Annotated in this window: 19 protein-coding genes and 1 tRNA gene; 13 read left to right on the top strand and 7 right to left on the bottom strand. The window is 68.3% G+C overall.

Annotated elements, in window-relative coordinates; all coding sequences use genetic code 11:
* Positions 1 to 91 precede the first annotated feature (91 nt).
* On the top strand, positions 92 to 559 hold the full coding sequence (locus AC56KL_RS04875) for a GNAT family N-acetyltransferase (RefSeq protein ID WP_497179036.1): 468 nt from the start codon (positions 92 to 94) through the stop codon (positions 557 to 559).
* A 9-nt stretch (positions 560 to 568) separates the two neighbouring features.
* Here the strand turns inward: AC56KL_RS04875 and AC56KL_RS04870 are convergent, their stop codons facing one another.
* From AC56KL_RS04870 to AC56KL_RS04855, 4 genes are read right to left on the bottom strand one after another with little or no spacing between them, the layout of a single operon-like run.
* Positions 569 to 1,027: an SH3 domain-containing protein gene (locus AC56KL_RS04870; protein ID WP_497179035.1), complete on the bottom strand. Its 459-nt coding sequence runs from the start codon at positions 1,025 to 1,027 to the stop codon at positions 569 to 571.
* Positions 1,028 to 1,034: 7 nt separating this feature from the next.
* Positions 1,035 to 2,609 (bottom strand): hypothetical protein, encoded by a 1,575-nt coding sequence (locus AC56KL_RS04865; RefSeq protein ID WP_497179034.1) that lies wholly within the window; start codon positions 2,607 to 2,609, stop codon positions 1,035 to 1,037.
* Complete coding sequence (locus tag AC56KL_RS04860; protein ID WP_497179033.1) at positions 2,570 to 4,930, bottom strand: FtsW/RodA/SpoVE family cell cycle protein; 2,361 nt, start codon at positions 4,928 to 4,930, stop codon at positions 2,570 to 2,572. The genes AC56KL_RS04865 and AC56KL_RS04860 overlap by 40 nt, the downstream gene beginning before the upstream one ends.
* Complete coding sequence (locus tag AC56KL_RS04855; protein ID WP_497179032.1) at positions 4,927 to 5,892, bottom strand: protein kinase domain-containing protein; 966 nt, start codon at positions 5,890 to 5,892, stop codon at positions 4,927 to 4,929. The genes AC56KL_RS04860 and AC56KL_RS04855 overlap by 4 nt, the downstream gene beginning before the upstream one ends.
* Positions 5,893 to 6,046: 154 nt before the next feature.
* Here AC56KL_RS04855 and AC56KL_RS04850 point away from each other — a divergent pair, with 154 nt between their 5' ends.
* Positions 6,047 to 6,514 (top strand): diguanylate cyclase domain-containing protein, encoded by a 468-nt coding sequence (locus AC56KL_RS04850; protein ID WP_497179031.1) that lies wholly within the window; start codon positions 6,047 to 6,049, stop codon positions 6,512 to 6,514.
* Positions 6,515 to 6,557: 43 nt separating this feature from the next.
* On the opposite strand, the gene AC56KL_RS04845 is transcribed toward AC56KL_RS04850, so the two are convergent.
* Positions 6,558 to 7,013 carry a glycine zipper domain-containing protein gene (locus AC56KL_RS04845; protein ID WP_497179030.1) on the bottom strand — a complete coding sequence of 152 codons (456 nt, stop codon included), beginning with the start codon at positions 7,011 to 7,013 and terminating at the stop codon, positions 6,558 to 6,560.
* A gap of 204 nt (positions 7,014 to 7,217) precedes the next feature.
* Between AC56KL_RS04845 and AC56KL_RS04840 the strand changes: the two genes are divergently transcribed.
* Both AC56KL_RS04840 and AC56KL_RS04835 read left to right on the top strand, forming a co-directional pair.
* Positions 7,218 to 8,348 (top strand): metallophosphoesterase, encoded by a 1,131-nt coding sequence (locus AC56KL_RS04840; protein ID WP_497179029.1) that lies wholly within the window; start codon positions 7,218 to 7,220, stop codon positions 8,346 to 8,348.
* A gap of 90 nt (positions 8,349 to 8,438) precedes the next feature.
* A complete protein-coding gene (locus AC56KL_RS04835; RefSeq protein WP_497179028.1) occupies positions 8,439 to 9,887 on the top strand; it encodes a M20/M25/M40 family metallo-hydrolase in 1,449 nt (482 codons plus the stop codon).
* 176 nt (positions 9,888 to 10,063) lie between these two features.
* On the opposite strand, the gene AC56KL_RS04830 is transcribed toward AC56KL_RS04835, so the two are convergent.
* Positions 10,064 to 10,435, bottom strand: coding sequence for an Lcl C-terminal domain-containing protein (locus tag AC56KL_RS04830; protein WP_497179027.1), 372 nt, complete (start codon positions 10,433 to 10,435; stop codon positions 10,064 to 10,066).
* 221 nt (positions 10,436 to 10,656) lie between these two features.
* Here AC56KL_RS04830 and AC56KL_RS04825 point away from each other — a divergent pair, with 221 nt between their 5' ends.
* Together AC56KL_RS04825 and AC56KL_RS04820 are read left to right on the top strand one after the other, a co-directional pair.
* Positions 10,657 to 11,082: a hypothetical protein gene (locus AC56KL_RS04825; protein ID WP_497179026.1), complete on the top strand. Its 426-nt coding sequence runs from the start codon at positions 10,657 to 10,659 to the stop codon at positions 11,080 to 11,082.
* Positions 11,083 to 11,281: 199 nt separating this feature from the next.
* The gene (locus AC56KL_RS04820) at positions 11,282 to 12,442 is read left to right on the top strand and encodes a right-handed parallel beta-helix repeat-containing protein (protein ID WP_497179025.1); all 1,161 of its coding nucleotides are present in this window, start codon (positions 11,282 to 11,284) and stop codon (positions 12,440 to 12,442) included.
* Positions 12,443 to 12,514: 72 nt separating this feature from the next.
* On the opposite strand, the gene AC56KL_RS04815 is transcribed toward AC56KL_RS04820, so the two are convergent.
* A complete protein-coding gene (locus AC56KL_RS04815; RefSeq protein ID WP_497179024.1) occupies positions 12,515 to 13,186 on the bottom strand; it encodes an SOS response-associated peptidase in 672 nt (223 codons plus the stop codon).
* Positions 13,187 to 13,304: 118 nt separating this feature from the next.
* On the opposite strand from AC56KL_RS04815, the gene AC56KL_RS04810 reads away from it, so the two are divergent.
* The 7 genes from AC56KL_RS04810 to AC56KL_RS04780 all read left to right on the top strand — a co-directional run bounded on the left by AC56KL_RS04810 (position 13,305) and on the right by AC56KL_RS04780 (position 18,936).
* Positions 13,305 to 13,709, top strand: a complete 405-nt coding sequence (locus tag AC56KL_RS04810) for a hypothetical protein (RefSeq protein ID WP_497179023.1) — start codon at positions 13,305 to 13,307, stop codon at positions 13,707 to 13,709.
* Positions 13,710 to 13,728: 19 nt separating this feature from the next.
* Entirely contained in the window at positions 13,729 to 13,929 is a 201-nt protein-coding gene (locus AC56KL_RS04805) for a hypothetical protein (RefSeq protein ID WP_497179022.1), read from the top strand.
* A 315-nt stretch (positions 13,930 to 14,244) separates the two neighbouring features.
* Positions 14,245 to 14,329: transfer RNA gene (locus tag AC56KL_RS04800), tRNA-Leu, on the top strand.
* A 187-nt stretch (positions 14,330 to 14,516) separates the two neighbouring features.
* Positions 14,517 to 15,311: a hypothetical protein gene (locus AC56KL_RS04795; protein ID WP_497179021.1), complete on the top strand. Its 795-nt coding sequence runs from the start codon at positions 14,517 to 14,519 to the stop codon at positions 15,309 to 15,311.
* A 20-nt stretch (positions 15,312 to 15,331) separates the two neighbouring features.
* Positions 15,332 to 17,584: a penicillin acylase family protein gene (locus AC56KL_RS04790; RefSeq protein ID WP_497179020.1), complete on the top strand. Its 2,253-nt coding sequence runs from the start codon at positions 15,332 to 15,334 to the stop codon at positions 17,582 to 17,584.
* 142 nt (positions 17,585 to 17,726) lie between these two features.
* A complete protein-coding gene (locus AC56KL_RS04785; RefSeq protein WP_497179019.1) occupies positions 17,727 to 18,275 on the top strand; it encodes a sugar O-acetyltransferase in 549 nt (182 codons plus the stop codon).
* A 109-nt stretch (positions 18,276 to 18,384) separates the two neighbouring features.
* Positions 18,385 to 18,936, top strand: a complete 552-nt coding sequence (locus AC56KL_RS04780) for a thymidine kinase (protein ID WP_497179018.1) — start codon at positions 18,385 to 18,387, stop codon at positions 18,934 to 18,936.
* Positions 18,937 to 18,947: the final 11 nt, after the last annotated feature.

Here is an 18,947-nt window from a genome sequence, read left to right as displayed (position 1 = left end):
TTGGCCAACACCAACGGTCAATAAAATTGCCGTACGGAAAGTGTTTTCTATGATATTGTGGCGTTCCCAAAACACCCTTGCCATAAGAGACATGCTGATCCGACCGCTGGTGGCCACGGATATTCCCGCCGTCGCAGCCTTGCTGCGCGAGCTGGCGCGCGAGTACATCGTGCACGAGTCGCCGCCCGAAGGCGCATCGACCTTCCTCGCCGAAAACGACGAGATGGGCGTGCGCGGCTTCCTGGCGCGCGGGCATGTCTACCACGTCGCCCTCATCGACGGCCAGGTGGCCGGCTTCGTCGCCGTGCGCGACCGCAGCCACCTGTTCCACCTGTTCGTCGGCAAGCACTGGCACCGGCGCGGCATCGCGCGCGCCCTGTGGGAAGCGGCGCGCGACGCGGCCGTCGCGGCCGGCGGCGACGGCGCCTTCACGGTCAATTCGTCGAACTTCGCGGTGCCGGTGTACGAGGCCTTCGGCTTCGTGCGGGTCGGCCCGACCCAGTGCGCCAAGGGCTTGTACTTCAACCCGATGCGCCTGGCCGCCCTCGACGACGCCTGACCCCGGCCGTCAAGGCTCGTCGGCCCGGCGCAGCCACAGGCTGCTGGTCCAGCCGTCCAGGCGGCGGCCGTCCACCACGGCGCTGACCTGCCACCAGTCTCCCCGCCGCAGGCCGCTGGCCCTCACCCGGCTCCCGGCCGGCACCACCGCCAGGCGGCGCGCGCCGGTGCCGGTGCCGTCGCGCAGGTTCAGGTGGTCGCGCACCCGGTAGGTCGCGCCCGCCTCCGGCAGCTCGGCGAGCGCATGGCTTGCCGCTGGCGGCACGGCCGCGTGGAGTCCGGCCCGGGGTGCGAACAGGGCATGCAGCGCGCCTCCCAGCAGCGCCGTCCCGCCCACCAGCACCGCGAGCGCGCATGCGTTCGGCCGGCGCCACCAGGCGCGCGGGGTCAGCCGCGCCGCCAGGCACAGGGTCAGCAGCAGGCCGACGGCGCCGGCGGCAAGGATGGCGATCGTGCTCGCGGACGGCATGCGGACCTCAGGCGTCGAAACGCAGCACGTAGTGGCCGGCGACCAGGTGGTGTCCGGGCGGGATCAGGTAGGGCTGCTCTTCCGTCGCTGCATCCAGCGGCGCCACCAGCCGCAGTTCCGGGTCGAGGTGGAACAGCGCCTGGCTCTCCGCCAGGCGCACCACGCGCAGGCCGTCGGACGTGGCCTCCCAGCTGAAGGCAGTGCGCGACAGGCCGAGGCGGTCGGCGCTGCCAGCCGCGCTGCCGTCGAGCTGGCGCAGGAAAGCCGGGCCGTCCAGCACGCGCAGCGCGGCCAGTCCCGGTACGCCGCGGCCGAACAGGTGGCTGCTCCCGGCGAGCGCCGCTTCGGACGGTCCTTGCGGCAGCGCCAGCAGGGCCGCATAGCGCTCGGCCAGCGGCCCGGGCGCCGCATGCAGCTGGATGCTGGCCCCGTCGAGCGGCGCGAAGCGCGAGGGCACGTTCACGCGCTGGCGGCCGGCGGCGGTGATGGCATGGACCTCATCGGCGTCGTCGACGGCGAAGCGGATCAGCTTGTCCTCCCCGGGAGCGCCGGGCGCGAGGCTGGCGCCGAGGCCGACCTCGAGCGAAGCGGCGCCGGTGTCGCGGTAGCGGCTCAGGCGCGGCAGCGCCAGCGCGGCCAGGGTGATGCGGTGGCGCGCGACCGGCGCGTAGGTGGCTTCGTTGGCGTCGACGGCGGCTTCCAGGGACGGCAGCGGGCTGGCCGCGCCCAGCGGCATGGCGGTCATCTCGCCCTCCGCCACCGGGGCGCGCGGCTTCCAGACCGAGGGTGTGCGGGCCGGCGCGGCGCCCGGCATCGTGGCCGCATGTGCATGCGCCGGCGCAGGTCCGGCCGTACCCGTCCGGCTGATCTTCAGGAGCAGGCGCTGGCCGTCGCCCATGCCGGCGCCGTCCTTGCCGCGCACCACGTAGTAGCCATTGACGGCGTCGAAGCGGCAGTCGAAGGCATCCTTGGGCCGCACCTGTACTTCGAGCTCGGCCTCGGGGCCGTCGTTGATCAGGAGGATCCCGCCATCCGGGCCGAATGGCCAGCCGGGCGCCGCGAAGGTGGCGTTGGCCTCGTCCTGGCCGACCAGGGTCAGGCGCTGGTTCGGATAGACCGCGCATACCGGCTGCCAGACGGCGCTGTCGCGCGAGGCAGTCACGGTATACAGCACCTGTTCGCCCGGCGCCGGCAGGTAGACGGCATGCCCGAACTTCACCTTGACCTCGCCGGGCGCGATGGCGTCAAGGCCGACCACCTGATAGCGCACCTCGTCGCCGCCGAGCAGGTCGCCGAAATCCTTCTGGTGCAGGGCCGCCAGCGACTGGGCCAGGTCGCGCACGCGCGCGCCGCGCGTCAGGTGGCGGTCGTCGTCGACCTCGTCCTGGGGCAGCATCAGGGTGACGTGCGAAAAGCAGCGGGTGGCGGCGCGTCCGCGCTGCTCGCGCGGCGAGCGCTCCAGCAGGTCGCGCAGCAGCGGGCGGCGGGAAAACAGCGCCAGGCCGGGCGCCTGCCATAGTGCCTCGGCATTGAATACATCGCCTACCTTGGCCAGGACTTCGTGTTGGACGTAAACCGGCATGATGGAATCTCCTCGAAAGATTGAACGCTCGCCATGCCGAACGCTAGCAGGGGGCAGATGAAAAACAGCAGGTGCGAGCCGCCGCTCGACAGGAAGCTCATCGGCTGGCCCATGATCGGAAACAGCGCCAGGTTGGTGCCCCAGGACAGCAGGAAGTGCCCGCCCAGGAAGGCGGCGCCGCCCGCCAGCAGGAAGCACTGGAAGCGCCCCAGCCAGGCGCGCCGGAAGTCGTTGGCAGAGGCGCCGGCGCGCCAGGCCGCCGCGGCCGCATGCAGCAGGGCCGCCAGCAGGGCCGCCTGCAGCGTCCACAGGAGCAGGGCGCCGGCCAGGCCGTGCCGGTTGATCAGGAAGGATGGGGCGAAGTCGTCCTGCACGGCCGGAATGCGCAGCGCCTCGCCGGCCGGGCCGCCGAGCGAAGCGACGCCCAGCAGGCTGTCGCTGCCCCACCAGCCGCCCTCGGCCACGGCGCGCGCGCCGAGCAGCATCTGCTGGCCGGTGTGCGGGTGGGCCGTGGGGTCGGCCCAGACCTGGAAGCGTTCCGCATAGAAGCCGGCGGCGCCCAGGCCGGGGCCGGCCGACTGCAGGGCCGCGGCCCCAAACAGCAATGCGCCGCACAAGGCGCCCCCAAGGGCCGCCTGGCGCCGTCGTCCGGTGGCGAGGCACCAGGCCAGCAGGGTGACGGCAGCCCACACCAGCAGCAGGATGAGCGGAGAATAGTCGTCCACCTGCACCAGCGCCACCGCCAGCAGCAGCACGAACAGGAGCGCCGGCGCCAGCATGCGCAGCCAGTCGCGCCAGGCCTTGCGGCCGCTGGCGCCGCCGGTCGCCAGCGCCAGGCAATGCGCGCTCAGGGCGGCCAGGGCCAGCTTGGCGAATTCCACCGGCTGGACCTCGAACACGCCGGTCTCGTCGCCAAAGGTCACCTGCAGCAGCAGGCCGGCCAGTGCGGCCAGCGCCAGCGCGACCAGCAGCCATTCGGTGGCGGAACGCGACAGCGCGCCGCGGGCCAGGCCGCCGCACAGCAGCAGGCCGGCCGGCAGCCCGAACGCCAGCAGGGCGCAGCTGGTCTCGACGTGGCGCAGCCAGGCCGTGTCGCGCGCGCCCAGGCCCAGTTCCAGCTGCACCAGCAGGCCGGTGCCGAGCAGCAGCACGGCCGATACGCCGAGCAGCGGCAGGCGCCGCGGCCACAGCAAGGCCTGCCAGAGCGCGGCCCAGGCCAGCAGCAGGAACCAGCCGGCGCCGGGAGCGCTGCCGCTACGCTGCATCACCAGCAGCAGCAAGGCGGCCGCGGGCAGGGCCGCGGAGGCGAGCGTCGCCCCAAGGGCGCCGGCCCCGCGCACGAAGCCGGACAGGCGCAGTCCCGCGGCCGCGGCCAGCAGGAAGGCGGCCAGGGCGGCGACCCACGCTGCGGTCGATGGCCGCGGCAGGCGCCACAGCGAGCGCCCGGTCCAGGTCCAGTCCAGCGAGGGCGGCAAATCGGCCCTGGCCTGCGCGAACAGGGCAACCTGGCCGGAGGGCCGCAGGCGCAGGGTGGCGCCGTCGAAGGACAGGTCGAGGCGGGTGCGCCCGACGGCGATCGCATCGACGCCGGCGAGCGCGTGTTCGCGCCGGGCGGCGTCGAACCAGCGGCCGGCCTCCTGCACCAGGACCGGCTGCGATCCCTGCACGGACAAGGCGATCGCGCCGCCAGGCCCGCGCCCCAGGGAGACCTTGCCGGTGTCGACGCCGGGCGCGGCGATGCGGTTCCCGCAAACCAGGTGCCCGCCGAAGGACAAGGGACGACGGAAGGCGAGGGCGCGCGGCGCGATCCGGTTCCACAGCCCGGCCAGGCGCGCCCCCAGTCCGGCATCGGGGCAGGCCTGCTGCACCTCGCCGTCGCGCCGCAGCAGCGCGCCGTCGTATCCCCACGCATGGGCGCCGTCGCGCAGCAGCACGCGCCCGTCGCCCGCCGCCTCTACCTCGAACATGGCGGCGCCGACCTGCAGGCGCTGCCCGGTGGCGAGTGCGAGCTTCCCGGTGTGCTGGCGCGCGTCCCCGCGCAGCAGCACGGCGGATTGCGCGGGGCTGGCGTTGCGCAGCCACCAGTGTCCTGCCGCGTCGCGCCGCAGCGCGAATTGCCGGGCCGCGGCGCGCGGCGCCGCCAGCTCGGCGCCTCCGAGCACGGCCGAGCCGCCCGGCTGCAGGCGCAGGCTGAGCGCCGCCGGCAGGTAGCGCGGCGGCGCCAGCAGCAGGGCGAGCAGGTGCAGGGTGCAGACGACGCCCAGGGCCAGCGCGGCCCAGGCCAGGCGCGCCGTGACGAAAGGCTTGATCGGCGGCGTCACGCGGCCCTCCGGAATGCCGGGGTCACCGGACGCAGCATGGCGGCGCGCACGGCGCACAGGGGGCGGCTGATCTCCAGCGCATGCCCGGGGCGCCCTGCCGGATCAGGGGCCAGCAGGCTGCGCAGCAGGACAGCGGCCTGCGTCCCGGCGGCGCCGAAGGCCTGCGCGAAGGCGGCTTCTTCATCCGGATGCAGGGTTGGGGGCAAGCGGCCATGCTCGCGGCGCAAGACCAGGGCGCCGTCGCGGCCATGGGCGGCGAACGCCTGGCCGCAAGCCAGGCCATGGCGCAGCATGCGCCCGCACACCAGCCAGTAGAACAGGGCGCCGAGCGCAAAATAGTCGCTGCGCGGATCGGTCAGGTACAGGCCGCGATCTTGTGGGAAGAATTGTTCCGGCGCCTGCCAACTGGCGGTGCCGGCATAGGGATGGGCGGTGTCGGCGATGGCCCGGCTGGTGCCGAAGTCGGCCAGCTTCAGGCCGCCGCTGCGGCGGTCGACGAGCAGGTTGCCCGGCTTCAGGTCGAGGTAGCGCAGGCCCGCCGCATGCAGCTTGGCGAGGGCCTGGTTGACCTGGGCAACCCAGTCGAGCGCCTGCAGCGGACCGGGCTGGCGGCCGGCCGCGCGTTCGGCGGCCAGGTGGCTGGCCAGGTCGCCATCGAGAAGTTCCAGCGCCATCGCCGGCAGGCCTTCGTGGCTACCGCTGTCCAGCAGGCGCACGATGTGGCGCGCATCCCACGGGGCCAGTTGCGCCAGGAAGCCTTGCTCGGCGCGGGCGCTGTCGATCCAGTAGTGGCGCAGCCCGGCCGGCGCGCGCGCCATCTGAACGGTGTTGACCAGTTTGAGGGCCACACTGCCCCCGGGTGCGTCGGCGCGCCACACCACGCCGTAGGCCGAGCCGCCGAGCAGCGCGCGCAGCCGGTACTGGCCGCGCGCCAGGGAAACGATTGTGCCTTGCTGGACCATGCCTGCCTCCACGATGGGCGCGGTGCGCCTTCGGGAAAGCCAAGCGGAGGGGCGCGGAAAGTGGAGCATCAGCCTGCGCGAGAGTTGTATTCAAGACCGTCACGCAGGGAATCCAGGACCAGGCCAGCAAGCCGGGCCGGCCAACCGCCGCACCATGACGCCGGCTCTGTGCGCCGCGCGTCCGCAGGGTGCGTCGATCCTGTTTTTCTACCTGAACGATTTCAAGGAGATCAACGACCGTTTCGGACACCAGATGGGAGACGATTGCGTGAAACGCTTCGCCGGGATCCTGCGCGCCAGTATCCGGCCGGACGACACCCTGATTCGTTACGCGGGCGACGAGTTCATCGTCATCGCTCCGGGCATGCGCCCCGACAGCATGGAGCCGCGCATCGCGGCGGCGCGGGCAGAACTGGGCCAGTTAGATGCGCGCCAGCAATCAAGTTTGCGGTGGGCCTTCCTTCCTCGAGATCGACGGCGACGTGGACGCCGCCATAGCCGCTGCCGACTCGGCGATGTGCGGGCAGAAGAAAGAGAAATAGCTGAAATCCGCGTGAGCGGCGTGGACCCGCCGCCTGCGGCCTCCAGGTCAGGCCCCATGGCTGACCGGCGCCCACGATGAAGAAAGCCGCGCAGTGCGCGGCTTCTTCTCGAGTGACGGGCGATCAGCGGCCGTGGCGATCCCAGCGGTCACCGCGGTCCCAGTCGCGGCGGTCATGACGGTCGTGACGGTCCCAGTCGCGGCGGTCGTGGCGGTCATAGTCGCGGCGTTCGACATAGACCGGGCGCGGCTGGACATACACCGGGCGCGGCTGCACGTAAACCGGACGCGGCTGTACGTACACCGGACGGGGCTGGGCATAGGCGTACCCGTACCCGCGGTTGTCGTAGCGGCGGTTATCGTAGTAGCGACGGTCGTCGTGGCGCGAGATCGAATTGCCCACTGCCGCGCCCAGCACGCCGCCCACCAGGGCGCCGCTCGAGCCGCCGGCGCTGTGGCCGATCGCCGCGCCGACCACGGCGCCGATCGCAGTATTCACACCACGGTCGTCTGCCATTGCCGCTGGGGAGACGGCAACCGCGGCCAGGACCACCGCACCAACAATTGTAGATTTCAACATGGCTTTTCCTTTTGGCCTCTGCGGAGATCAGGATGATCGAACGTCGCCAGGCATGGAAGCACTATAGACCTGCGCGCCAATGCTGCCATTCGTTAATACAGATTCTTACAAACGGACATGCAGGGACACATCGGGCGCAGCACTTGCAGAGGGGGCAGCCTGCCCCATCTAACAATTGTTACTGTTTTCCGCCCCAAGGCCCCCGTGAACCGATCTTTCGCCACCATTCTTTCGCTGCTGGTCCTGCTGCAGGTGTATATCGGCCTGCGCCTGTTGCCGGGCATGGCGCTAGGGACGCTGTTCAACGTAGCCGGGGTGCTGGTGCTGGTCCTCTTGAGCGTGCTGGTGCCGGTCGGCCTGATGTCGGCCTCGCTGCGCCGGCGCCGCTGGCCGGAGAGCGTTGCCTGGCTGGGGCTGCTGTCGATGGGCTTCTTTTCCTCGCTGCTGGTGACGACGCTGGCGCGCGACCTGGTGCTGCTGGCGCTGCGCCTGGCCGGCATGCTGAGTGCGAATCTTATTCATGACAGCGCCGTCGTCGTGCCGTTGCTGGCACTGGCGGTGACGGCGCTCGGCTTCGTCAATGCGCGCCGGCTGGCCCGGGTGGTGCGGATCGAAGTGCCGATCGCGAACCTGCCGCCGGGATTGCACGGCTATGCGATCGCCCAGGTGTCGGACATCCATGTGGGCCCGACCATCAAGCGCGCTTACCTGAACGCCATTGTCAACCGGGTCAACAAGCTGGGCGCGGATGCGATCGCCATCACGGGCGACCTGGTGGACGGCAGCGTGCACCGGCTGAGCCCGCATACCCAGCCGCTGGCGCGCCTGAAGGCGCCGGACGGGGTGTTCTTCGTAACCGGCAACCATGAATATTATTCGGGTGCGGAAGAGTGGATTGCCGAGGTGCGCCGCCTCGGCGTGACGGTGCTGCTCAACCAGCACGTGCTGCGGCGCCGCGACGGGGCCACCGTCATGATTGCCGGCGTGGCCGACTACACGGCCCACCATTTCCACCCGGCGCACAGGAGCGACCCGCGCGCGGCCGCCGGCGCGGCCAGGGACGCGGCCGACGTGCGCATCCTGCTGGCGCACCAGCCGCGCAGCGCGCCCGCGGCGGCGGAGGCGGGCTTCCACCTGCAGCTGTCGGGACACACGCACGGTGGCCAGTTCTTCCCCTGGAACCTGTTCGTGCCCTTGCAGCAGCCCTTCGTGGCCGGCCTGCACCGGGTGCGCGACATGTGGGTGTACATCAGCCGCGGCACCGGCTACTGGGGGCCGCCCAAGCGCTTCGGGGCGCCGTCGGAAATCACGCTGGTGCGCCTGGTGCCGGGGTGAGAGGCGGCGTCAAACCGCCGATATTTCACAGCAAAAAGCTTGCGAATGCGCTATCGTTGACATTCCGTGAACTGAACAAGGATTCGACGCATGAACCGCAGCATGGCCCGCAATCGCCGCAGTCTCCCCATCCTTTCCGTGCTCGCCGGCGTGCTGCTGGCCGGCCCCGTGCTGGCGGCCAGTCCCGGCAACGACCCGGCCGCGCTCGCGAAGATCCGCGACACGGCCATGCAGAGCGATTACGCCTGGGAGCGCCTGGCCGACATGACCGACCTGGTCGGCCCGCGCCTGTCGGGCTCGCCGGGTGCGGCTGCGGCCGTGACCCAGGTGGCGGAAGCCATGCGCAAGCTCGGCGCCAGGGTGACCCTGCAGCCGGTGAAGGTGCCGCACTGGGTCCGTGGGGTGGAAACCGGCGAACTGGTCGAGTACACCGGCCGTCCGCAGGGCATCACCCAGCGCGTCGTGCTGACGGCGCTCGGCGGTTCCGGCGCGACACCGGCGGGCGGCCTCACCGCCCCCGTGATGGTGGTCAGGAGCTTCGACGAACTCAAGGCCCGCAGCGCCGAAGCGAAGGGCAAGATCGTCCTGTTCGATGCGGTCTTCGACCAGCACCAGGCCGACCGCGGCCTGGCCGGCCAGGCCTATGGCCAGGCGTCGGCCTTCCGCCGCAGCGGTCCGCCGATGGCCGCCGAACTGGGCGCCGTGGCGGCGCTGGTGCGCTCGGTGGGCGGCGCCAATTACCGCCTGCCGCATACCGGCTCGACCGCCCTGCAGGACAAGGCGCGCATCCCGGCCGCGGCCGTGACGGCCGAAGACGCCATGCTGATGGGCCGCCTGGCCAAGCGCGGCCCGCTCAGCATGAAGCTGGTGCTCACGCCGAAGACCCTGCCGGACGCCGACAGCTACAACGTGATTGCCGACCTGCCGGGCACGGACAAGCCCGACGAGATCGTGATCGTGTCGGGGCACCTGGATTCCTGGGACTTGTCGCCCGGCGCGCATGACGATGCCGCCGGCGTCGCCAGTGCGATGGCCGTGCTCGACACGCTGAAGAAGCTCGACTACCGCCCGCGGCGCACCATCCGCATGATCGCCTGGATGAACGAAGAGAACGGGATGCGCGGTGCGCGCGGCTACGCGGCCGCCGAGCAGGCCAATACCGAAAAGCACATTGGCGCCATCGAGAGCGACAACGGCGCCGGCCGTCCGTTCGGCCTGCGCGCCAGCGTGCCGGCGACCTCGAGCAAGCTGTTCGCGCCGCTGCAGGCGGCGCTGCAACCCATCGGCGCCGGCATCTTCCGGCGCGAAGACGCGCTGCTGACCGGCGACCTGTCGTTCCTGGAACGCACGGGCGTGCCAAGCTTCGCGCCGCTGATCGACACGTCCAGCTATTTCGACTATCACCATACCCCGGCCGATACGCTCGACAAGGTCGACCCCGACCACCTGCGCCGCCACGTGGCGGTGATGGCGGCCACCAGCTGGTTCCTGGCGAACATCGAGCAGCCGATCGGCCGCGCGAACGTTCCCCAGCCTTGATCGACGCGGCCGCCCCGCTCCGCACGGGGCGGCCGCCGGCCCTTCCTCCGCAAGTGCGGCAGCCGCAGGCTGGCGGCCGCAGGTTGCCGGCCGCAGGTTGCCGGCAGCAAGCTGACGGCCGCAAGCCGACGGCCGCAGGATAGGGGCTACCTGCCACAGCCTGGCGGCGCCAGCCTTCAGGGCACGGCAATGCGCCGGACCGCCCGCGCATGCCCGCGGTAGGGGCGCCCGTAGATGGTCTGGATGCCGCTCGCAAAATTCTGCCCCCATACAAGCTGGGTGCGCGTTTCGTGCGGCTCGCTCGACCAGTACCAGTTGCGTTCGAAGCCTTCGCGCTGGTTCGCAAACAACAGCGCCAGTTCGCGCCGCGTCGGCAACTCGCCGCCGCGCGCGCGCGCCCAGTCGGCGGCCGTAGGCCAGCTGACGTCGACGGCTTCGTCAGGCAGCAAGACCAGGTGGTAATCGGATTCGTCATCCTTGCCCAGGATTAGTCCGGCATAGGCCTCGCCTTCTTGCAGCATGGCCCGCACTTGCATGTACTCGCCCATTTAACACCGCCTTTAAGTTGATATCCATTCTTTAAGACCCTTCAGGCGAAGCTTTGGTTGCGTCCTGCTTTTCGATCTAGCTCATGCAAGTGTTTGATTTCCGAAAAGAAACTCAGCTTGAATTATTAATACTCCCAGAAAATCTTTTTCGAAATAAGTTGAACTTAGGAAGTTTCCACAGCTCAAAGGGTTACATTCACTTGATGAGGCATGGAAATTTCATGACACAATTCAACGCTTTTGCAGCCGGTCTCCGCACTAAAGTTCTCCTGTGCTGTAGCCTCGCCGTCCTCCTGGGCGCCTGCGGCGGCGACGTCGACGGGGGTGGCGGGCAGCCGGCAGCGACCGCCGCCACTGTGAGCACGGACGCCGGCGCCGCGGTCGCCGCACCTGTCGATACCCCTGCCGGCACCCCGGCTCCGGCAGGTGCGGCGACCGCGGATGCGGCGCCGGCGCCAGCCCATGAAGCGGCGCCGGCGGCGGCCAGCGAGGCGACCCCGGCCGCCAGCGCCAGCGGCGCCAGCGGTCCGGCGGCAGACGCGACGGCACAGCCATTCGAACTCAGCGGCTACGACAGCAACCCGCTGCAAGCGCAGGCCAGGGAGCAGGACGCCGCCGTGAACGCTCCCGTCCCCATCAAGCGGTAAGGAGCAGTTCCATCCCGTACGGGCGGTGAAGGCCGCTCGTGCATCCAGAGGCGCACAGATGTGTGTGCCTGATTAAGCAACCAGGACGACGCCACCGCTCTTTCATAGGTGGCCGGCTGTACCGGATTCCCCGGTGCACCGGGGCTCCTTTTGCCCGCTGTTCCGAGCCCGCCCAGTCGGGCGCCCAGGAAAACACAAAATGACCAAGACTTTCGCTTTCGCTTCGAACCTCCGCCACACCCTTGCCCTCTGCGCGGGCGCCGCAGCCCTGATGGGCGCCGCCGGCAGCGCTGCCGCCGCGACCCCGGCCACGCCGTATAACTATTATGTGTCGCCGACAGGCTCGGACACCGCCGCCGGTACCGAGGCCGCGCCGTTCAAGACCCTGGCGCGCGCCGCCAAGGCCGTGACCAAGGCGGGCACCACGGTGTGGGTGGCCCCGGGCACCTACGCCGGCGGCATCAAGACCACCGCCAACGGCACGGCAGCGAGCCGCATCTACTGGGTCTCGACCACCAAGTGGGGCGCCAGGATCGTTCCCCCTAGCAGCTCGACCAACAAGACCGCCTGGGACAACCGCGGCCACTATGTGAGCATCATCGGCTTCGACGTGGACGGCAGCAAGATCGGCTCGGGCACCAAGTGGACCCTCGGCATCTACACCGGGGGCTCGTACAACGTGATCCAGGCCAACCGCGTGCACCACATGGCGACCACCATTCCGTGCAACAGCGCCGGCGGCTCGGCGATCGGCGTGGACAGCTATTTCAAGGGCGTCAAGGGCGACGTGATCGGCAACGTCGTGCACGACATCGGCCCGGCCGGCTGCACCTACGTGCAGGGCATCTACCACTCGACCTCGGGCACCATCATGAACAACGTGGTGTACCGCGTGGGCTCGGCGGCGATCCACCTGTGGCACGACGCGACCGACCTCAAGATCGTCAACAACACGGTGTCTTCGTCCGTGTTCGGCATCATCGTCGGCGGCGGCGACTACTACTTCACCAGCGCGGGCGCGAACAACGTCCACGTGCACAACAACATCGTGTTCGACAACCAGTACGGCATTTCGGAGCAGGGCAAGACCGGTACCGGCAACACCTACAAGAACAACCTGGTGTTCCAGAACCCGAAGTACAACTTCCAGCTGCGCAATGGTCTGACCCATACCAACACGATCAGCTCGAACCCGCTGTTCACGTCGTACTCGCGTACCGCCGCGACCCCGGACTTCAAGCCGAGCGCCAGCTCACCGGTCATCGGCCGCGGCATCGCGACCCATGCGCCCTCGACCGACATCGACGGCCGCGCGCGTAACGCGAGCACCGGTTTCGACCTGGGCGCCTACCAGCACTGACCTGCCGACCGGCTTGCATCCGGCGAAACCCGACCGCCCAGGCGTGCGGGGTTTTTTACGTTTGGTAAAAAATCACTCGGCGAGAGGAAGCGCCATGTGCGGATCCTGGGCGCCGGCGCGGTTTACGGCCGTGCTCACCTTGTACCATTCGAAGGCGTCGGAGGGCAGGGCGGCGCGGCGCGCAATGTCGAGCGCCTCCTCGGGCGACAGTGCCGGATTCAGCCAGAGTTCGGCATCGGCGGCTTCCAGCACCACCGGGCGGCGGTCGTGGATGTCGAGCATGCCCTCGTCGGCCGCATCGGTGACCAGTACGAAACCGGCCTCGGCCCGGTTCTCCGTGAAGTTGCCGAAATTCGCCAGCGCCAGCAGGAACAGGGGCGCGCGGTCCTTGCGATGGATGTGCCAGGGCTGCTTCTTGCCTTTTTCGCCGGTCCATTCGTACCAGCCTTCGGCCGGGACGATGGCGCGGCCGTTCTTGAGCAAGGGCTTCCAGTAGCGGTTGGTGAGCTTGTCCATGCGCGCGTTGACCATGATCGGCACCTTGCCTTCGGCCCAGCGCGCGCGATAGCTCCAGAACACGTCGTCGATGCGGCGCTCGCCGTCCTGCAGGTGCATCACGGGGCGGTAGCTGCCGGGCGACACGTTCCAGGCAGGCGTCGACTCGCTGTCGTACACCGCGTCCGTCCAGCCGAATACGCTGGCGTAGTAGCGAGCCGTCTGGCTCTGGTCAAATCGTCCACACATGCTTCCATGGTAGCGCAGCGGCAGGGAGGGTGCGGCACGCTAGGAGCAGATGAGTTCGTGCCCGGCGCGCCCACGGTGGTATGCTCGCGGCTGAATCGACCGATAGGAGAACGAGGTTATGGCAACTGGCTGGTGGAGTGTCCTCAAGACCGTCCCGTGGAGCGAAGTGATCAATGCTGCGCCACAGGTGGCAACCGGTGCGCGCAGGCTATGGGACACGGTGGCGCGCAAGTCCGGCGGCGGCGCCGGCATGGCTCCGGAGCCGATGATGCACGATGAGCCGCAGGAAGATTATTTCGGCACGCTCGTGATGCGCGTGGAAAGAAACGAGATGACGCTGGCGGAGCTGCGCACCCAGATGCTGCAGGCTTCCGAGATCATCGCCAATATGGCCGACCAGAATGCCCAGCTGATCGCCAAGATGGACGCGGCGCGCGACCGCATGCTGTGGCTGAGCGTGGCAACCGGCGTGTCGTCGATCCTGGCGCTGGTGGCGCTGGCGCTTGTCCTCGCACGGACCTGACGCAGGGCAGGCCGTTCCAATGAAAATCGTCCTGATCCTGGCGTCGCTGTTCGTCTTTGTTTCCTTGCTGCTCAATTCGGCACGCCGCAAAGGCAAGCTCGATGGCAAGGCCAACCGCGCCGTCGCCGAGCTGGCGAGCTCGATGCGCATCTTTGTGTGGGGCCTGCTGTTTTTCGTGGGACTGGTCTGCCTTGCGGTGGCCTACGAATCATTGTACTGAGCAGCTTTCAACATTGCTGCATGCTTGTCCGATCACGCTGACAAACCCGCGGGAAAATCCGGCGCTTGCAGACCCGCAGTGCGGACCTATCTGGGTTACGTTCTCTGGTGGATAGTTCCACCACTCTCCGAGTGTCTCCAGCTCAGTGTTGACTGAGTATTTGGCCGCTGTCTTTGAAGGGACAGCGGCGTTTTTTTGCTCCCGGCTGCCCCCGCAGCCTAACAGGCGTCCACCCATGGGCCGCAAGGCCGAGTCGCCTACAAGTAGCTCAACCACTAACACTGTGGCTGCTGCACGTAGTACAATCCCGCCGGCGCGGGCATGGCGAAATTGGTAGACGCATCAGACTTAAAATCTGCCGCCGTAAGGCGTGCCGGTTCGATTCCGGCTGCCCGCACCACACTCTCTTCTTTCAAGCCGCTACGCGCGCTTTCCCTGGCTTCAGCCTTGCCTTGCCTTGCCTTGTCGGCAACATCTTTGCGAGGTCTTGTGACCGGTTTTTGTCTCATCCATTGGCCCTCACGTCCGTATGGTGTAGCATGCCGGACGGCGGTTTACTGGTTGCCGCCGCAGCAAGAGGACAAGAATTGAACATCACTATCAATGACGAACTGCGTGCCTTCGTCGACCCGCTGACCGACATCGAATACGCCGCGCTGGAGCGCAGCCTGCTGGCCGAGGGCTGCCGCGACGCGCTGGTCTTGTGGCGCGACACCCTGATCGACGGGCACAACCGTTACGAGATCTGCCAGAAGCACGGCATCCCGTTCCGCACGGTACACAACAATAACTTCGCGTCGATCGACGACGTGATGCTCTGGATGATCGACAACCACCTGGCGCGCCGCAGCGTGTCGGACTTCCAGCGCGGCGTGCTGGCGCTCAAGAAGAAGGAAATCGTCACGGCCCGCATGGCCGAGAAGCTGGCCGAGGAGCCGCCCAGGCCGGAAGCGGACGACATGGACTCGCGCCCGCCGCCCCCGTGGAATACGCGGGAAGAGGTGGCCAAGGCTGCGCGCGTGTCGGCCAATACCATCAGCCAGATCGAACGCATCCAGAAGGCGGCGACGCCTGAACTGCGCGAGGCCGTGCGCACCGGCGCCATCTCGATCAACGCGGCCGCCAACGTGGCCCAGCTGCCGGAAGAACAGCAGAAAGCCGCCGTGGCCGGCGGGCGCAAGGAGTTGCAGCAAGCCGCGCGCCAGGTGCGCGAGCAGAAGATGGCGACCCGGCCGAAGAAGGAAACGGCCCCAGGCGATCCGGCCGACGAGCTGGCCGCCGCGCGCGCCGAGATCGCCTCGCTGAAGGACCGCGTCGCGACCCTGCTCACCGAAAACGAAGTGCTCAAGCAACGCCTGGTGCACGCCGGCGCTGCACAATAGAACGATAAAAGGAGACACGCATGACCACCCGCATCCTGTTGCCGGCCGTCCTGGCCGGCGCCCTGGGCGCCGCCCTCCCAGCCACGGCCGCGCCGGCCGCGGCATCGCTTGCAACAGCGGCCGCCAGCCAGGCGCCGAGTGCGGGCGAGCTGGCGCGCTGGAAGAAGACGGCGGCGCGGGTGACCATCATGCGCGACAAGTGGGGCATCCCGCACGTGTTCGGCAAGACCGATGCCGATGCCGTATTCGGCCTGCTGTACGCCCAGGCCGAGGACGACTTCAACCGCGTCGAGCTCAACTACATCAATGCCATGGGCCGCCTGGCCGAGGTCGAGGGCGAGAAGGAAATCTGGCGCGACCTGCGCATGAAGATGTACATCACGCCCGCCGACATGCAGGCCAAGTATGCGGCCAGCCCGGCCTGGCTGAAGAGCCTGATGAACGCCTTTGCCGATGGCCTGAACTACTACCTGCATACGCACCCGGAAGTCAAGCCGAAGCTGATCACCCGTTTCGAGCCCTGGATGGCGCTGAGCTTCAGCGAGGGCAGCATCGGCGGCGACATCGAATCGATCGACCTGAAGGAGCTGGAGCGCTTCTACAGCACGCCTCCACAGGCGACCGCGGTCAATGCGGGAACCAAGGTGGCGGCGCTGGACAAGCGTCTGGACAGCGAACCGCGCGGCTCGAACGGCTTCGCCATCGCCCCCAAGCTGTCCAGCACCGGCAATGCACTGCTCTTGATTAACCCGCATACCTCGTTCTACTTCCGTCCGGAAGTGCACATGGTCAGCGAAGAGGGCCTGAACGCCTACGGCGCCGTGACATGGGGCCAGTTCTTCATCTACCAGGGCTTCAACGACAAGACCGGCTGGATGCACACCTCGGGCGGCGGCGACGTCATCGACGAGTACCTCGAGACCGTGGTCGAAAGGAACGGCAAGTTCTTCTACAAATACGGCAAGGAAGAGCGTGCGCTGCGCGCGGCGCCGGTCACGCTGCCGTACAGGACGCCGTCGGGCGCGATGGCCAGCCGCACGGTCACAGCCTGGTTTACCCATCACGGCCCGGTGGTGCGCGAGGCGAACGGCAAATGGGTATCGGTCAGGATGATGGACGAGCCGCTCAAGGCCCTGACCCAGTCCTATACCCGCACCAAGGCGCGCGACTACGCCTCCTTCTACAAGGCAATGGAACTGCGCACCAATTCCTCGAATAACACGGTGTACGCTGATGCGAAGGGGAACATCGCCTACTTCCACGGCAACTTCATCCCGAAACGCGACCGGCGCTTCGACTGGAGCAAGCCGGTGGACGGCAGCGACCCCGCCACCGAATGGCAGGGCCTGCATGCGATCAAGGAAACGATCACGCTGTTCAACCCGGCCAGCGGCTATATCTCGAACACCAACAACTGGCCCTTCAGCGCCTCGGGCGCAAGCAGCCCGAAGCGCCAGGACTACCCTGACTACATGTGGTCGCTGCCGGAAAACGCGCGCGGGCGCCACGCCGAGCGCGTGCTGAAGGATGCCAAGGGCTTCACCCTCGACAGCCTGATCGCGGCCGCCTACGACAGCCACCTGACCGCCTTCGAGCCGCTGGTGCCGCAATTGTTGAAGGATTACGATGCGCTCCCGGCGGGGGATCCACGCAAGGCGGCCCTGGCGGCGCAGGTGGCGAGCCTGCGCGGCTGGGACCTGCGCTACGGCGTGGATTCGAAGCCGACCTCGCTGGCGATCTACTGGGGGCAGGACATGGTGGCCCAACACGCGCCGCGCGCCCGCGCCCAGGGCACGCCGACCGTCGATTTCATCACCGCCAGCCTGAGCCCGGACGAACGCCTGGCCTCGCTGCAGCGCGCGTCCGACAAGCTCACCGCGGACTTCGGCAGCTGGCAGACGCCGTGGGGCGAGATCAACCGCTTCCAGCGCATCAGCGGCGACATCGACCAGCAATACGACGACAGCAAGCCCAGCTGGCCGGTGGGCTTCGCCTCGGCCAACTGGGGTTCGCTGGCCTCGTTCGGCATGGTGGCCAGGCAGAAAACCAAGCGCATCTACGGCGACCGCGGCAACAGCTTCGTCGCCGTGGTGGAGTTCGGCCCACGCGTGCGGGCCAAGAGTATCCTTGCAGGGGGCAACAGCAATAATCCGGCCTCGAAACATTTCGCGGACCAGGCCGGGATGTACAGCCGCGGCGAATTCAAGGACGTGCTGTTCTACAAGGAAGACATCGAGAAGCACCTGGAGCGCAAGTACCACCCGGGTTTGTAGGAGTAGTCCAGTCCGGTGGACTGGACTACGCTTCGCCGACCGCGCGTCCAGCCAACGCAAGAATTGCCGGTCAGGTAGCATGACCATGATGTGAACGCGCGGTCGGCAGCGCCGACCACCCTCCGGAGAACCCGATATGCGCATGAGCGAACGGCACAAGATGCTCGCAGGCGAGCCCTACCACGCGGGCGATCCCGAGCTGGTGGCCGAGCAGGCCGCCACTTGCGCCTGGCTCGCGCGCTACAACGCCGCGCTCGGGCAGCCGGTGGCGGTATGGCGCACCCTGCTGGCCGAGCGCCTGGCGGCGCTGGGCGAGGGCAGCATCGTGCGTCCTCCCTTCCACTGCGACTACGGCTGGAATATCCGGCTCGGCAGCCGCGTGTTCATCAACTTCAACTGCACCATCCTCGATGTTGCAGGGGTCTCGATCGGCGACGACACCCGCATCGGCCCCGCGGTGCAGATCTATACCGCCGAGCATCCGCTCGACCCGGCCGAGCGCCGCAGCGGACTGGAATCCGGTCGGCCGGTCGCAATTGGCAGCAATGTCTGGATCGGCGGGGGCGCCATCATCCTGCCGGGAATACGCATCGGCGACGATGCCGTGGTCGGCGCCGGCAGCGTGGTCACGCACGACGTGCCGCCCGGGGCCCGCGTAGCCGGCAATCCGGCCCATCCGCACGGCGCCTGAGGCCTCCGGACACTGGTGTTGTCCCGGGAGCACTTGTTATAATCCTGCAATTCACCATATCGACATCCGCACGTTCGCACATTCGTATATTCGCAGTTCGGGACAGGCCGTGGCAAAACTCTATTTCAGGTATTCGGCGATGAACGCCGGCAAATCGACCTCCCTGTTGCAGGTGGCGCACAACTATGAGGAGCAGGGCCAGCGGGTACAGCTGTATACGGCGGCGATCGACAATCGCTATGGCATCGGCGTGATCACTTCGCGCCTGGGGCCGCAGCGCCAGGTCGACCTGTTCGACAGCAAGACCGATTTCCTGGCCAACGCCCCCCCGGTGGCGTGCATCCTGGTGGATGAAGCCCAGTTCCTCACGACCTTGCAGGTGCAGCAGCTGCACCAGGTGGCCCAGGTGCGCGGGGTTCCCGTCATCTGCTACGGGCTGCGCAGCGATTTCAGGGGCGAACCCTTCCCCGGATCGGCCTACCTGCTGGCGCTGGCCGACGACATCGAGGAAATCAAGAACATCTGCACCTGCGGCAAGAAGGCGACCATGAACATCCGGGTCGACGCCGAAGGGCGCCGCATCCGCAAGGGCGAGCAGGTGAGCATCGGCGGCAACGAGAGCTACCGCCAGGCCTGCGGCCGCTGTTTCTACTCCCACTGAGCGGCAACCGG

It is taken from the genome of Telluria sp. ZB4P34 (genome assembly GCF_059686055.1).
This window is presented reverse-complemented; position numbering and strand designations above follow the sequence as displayed.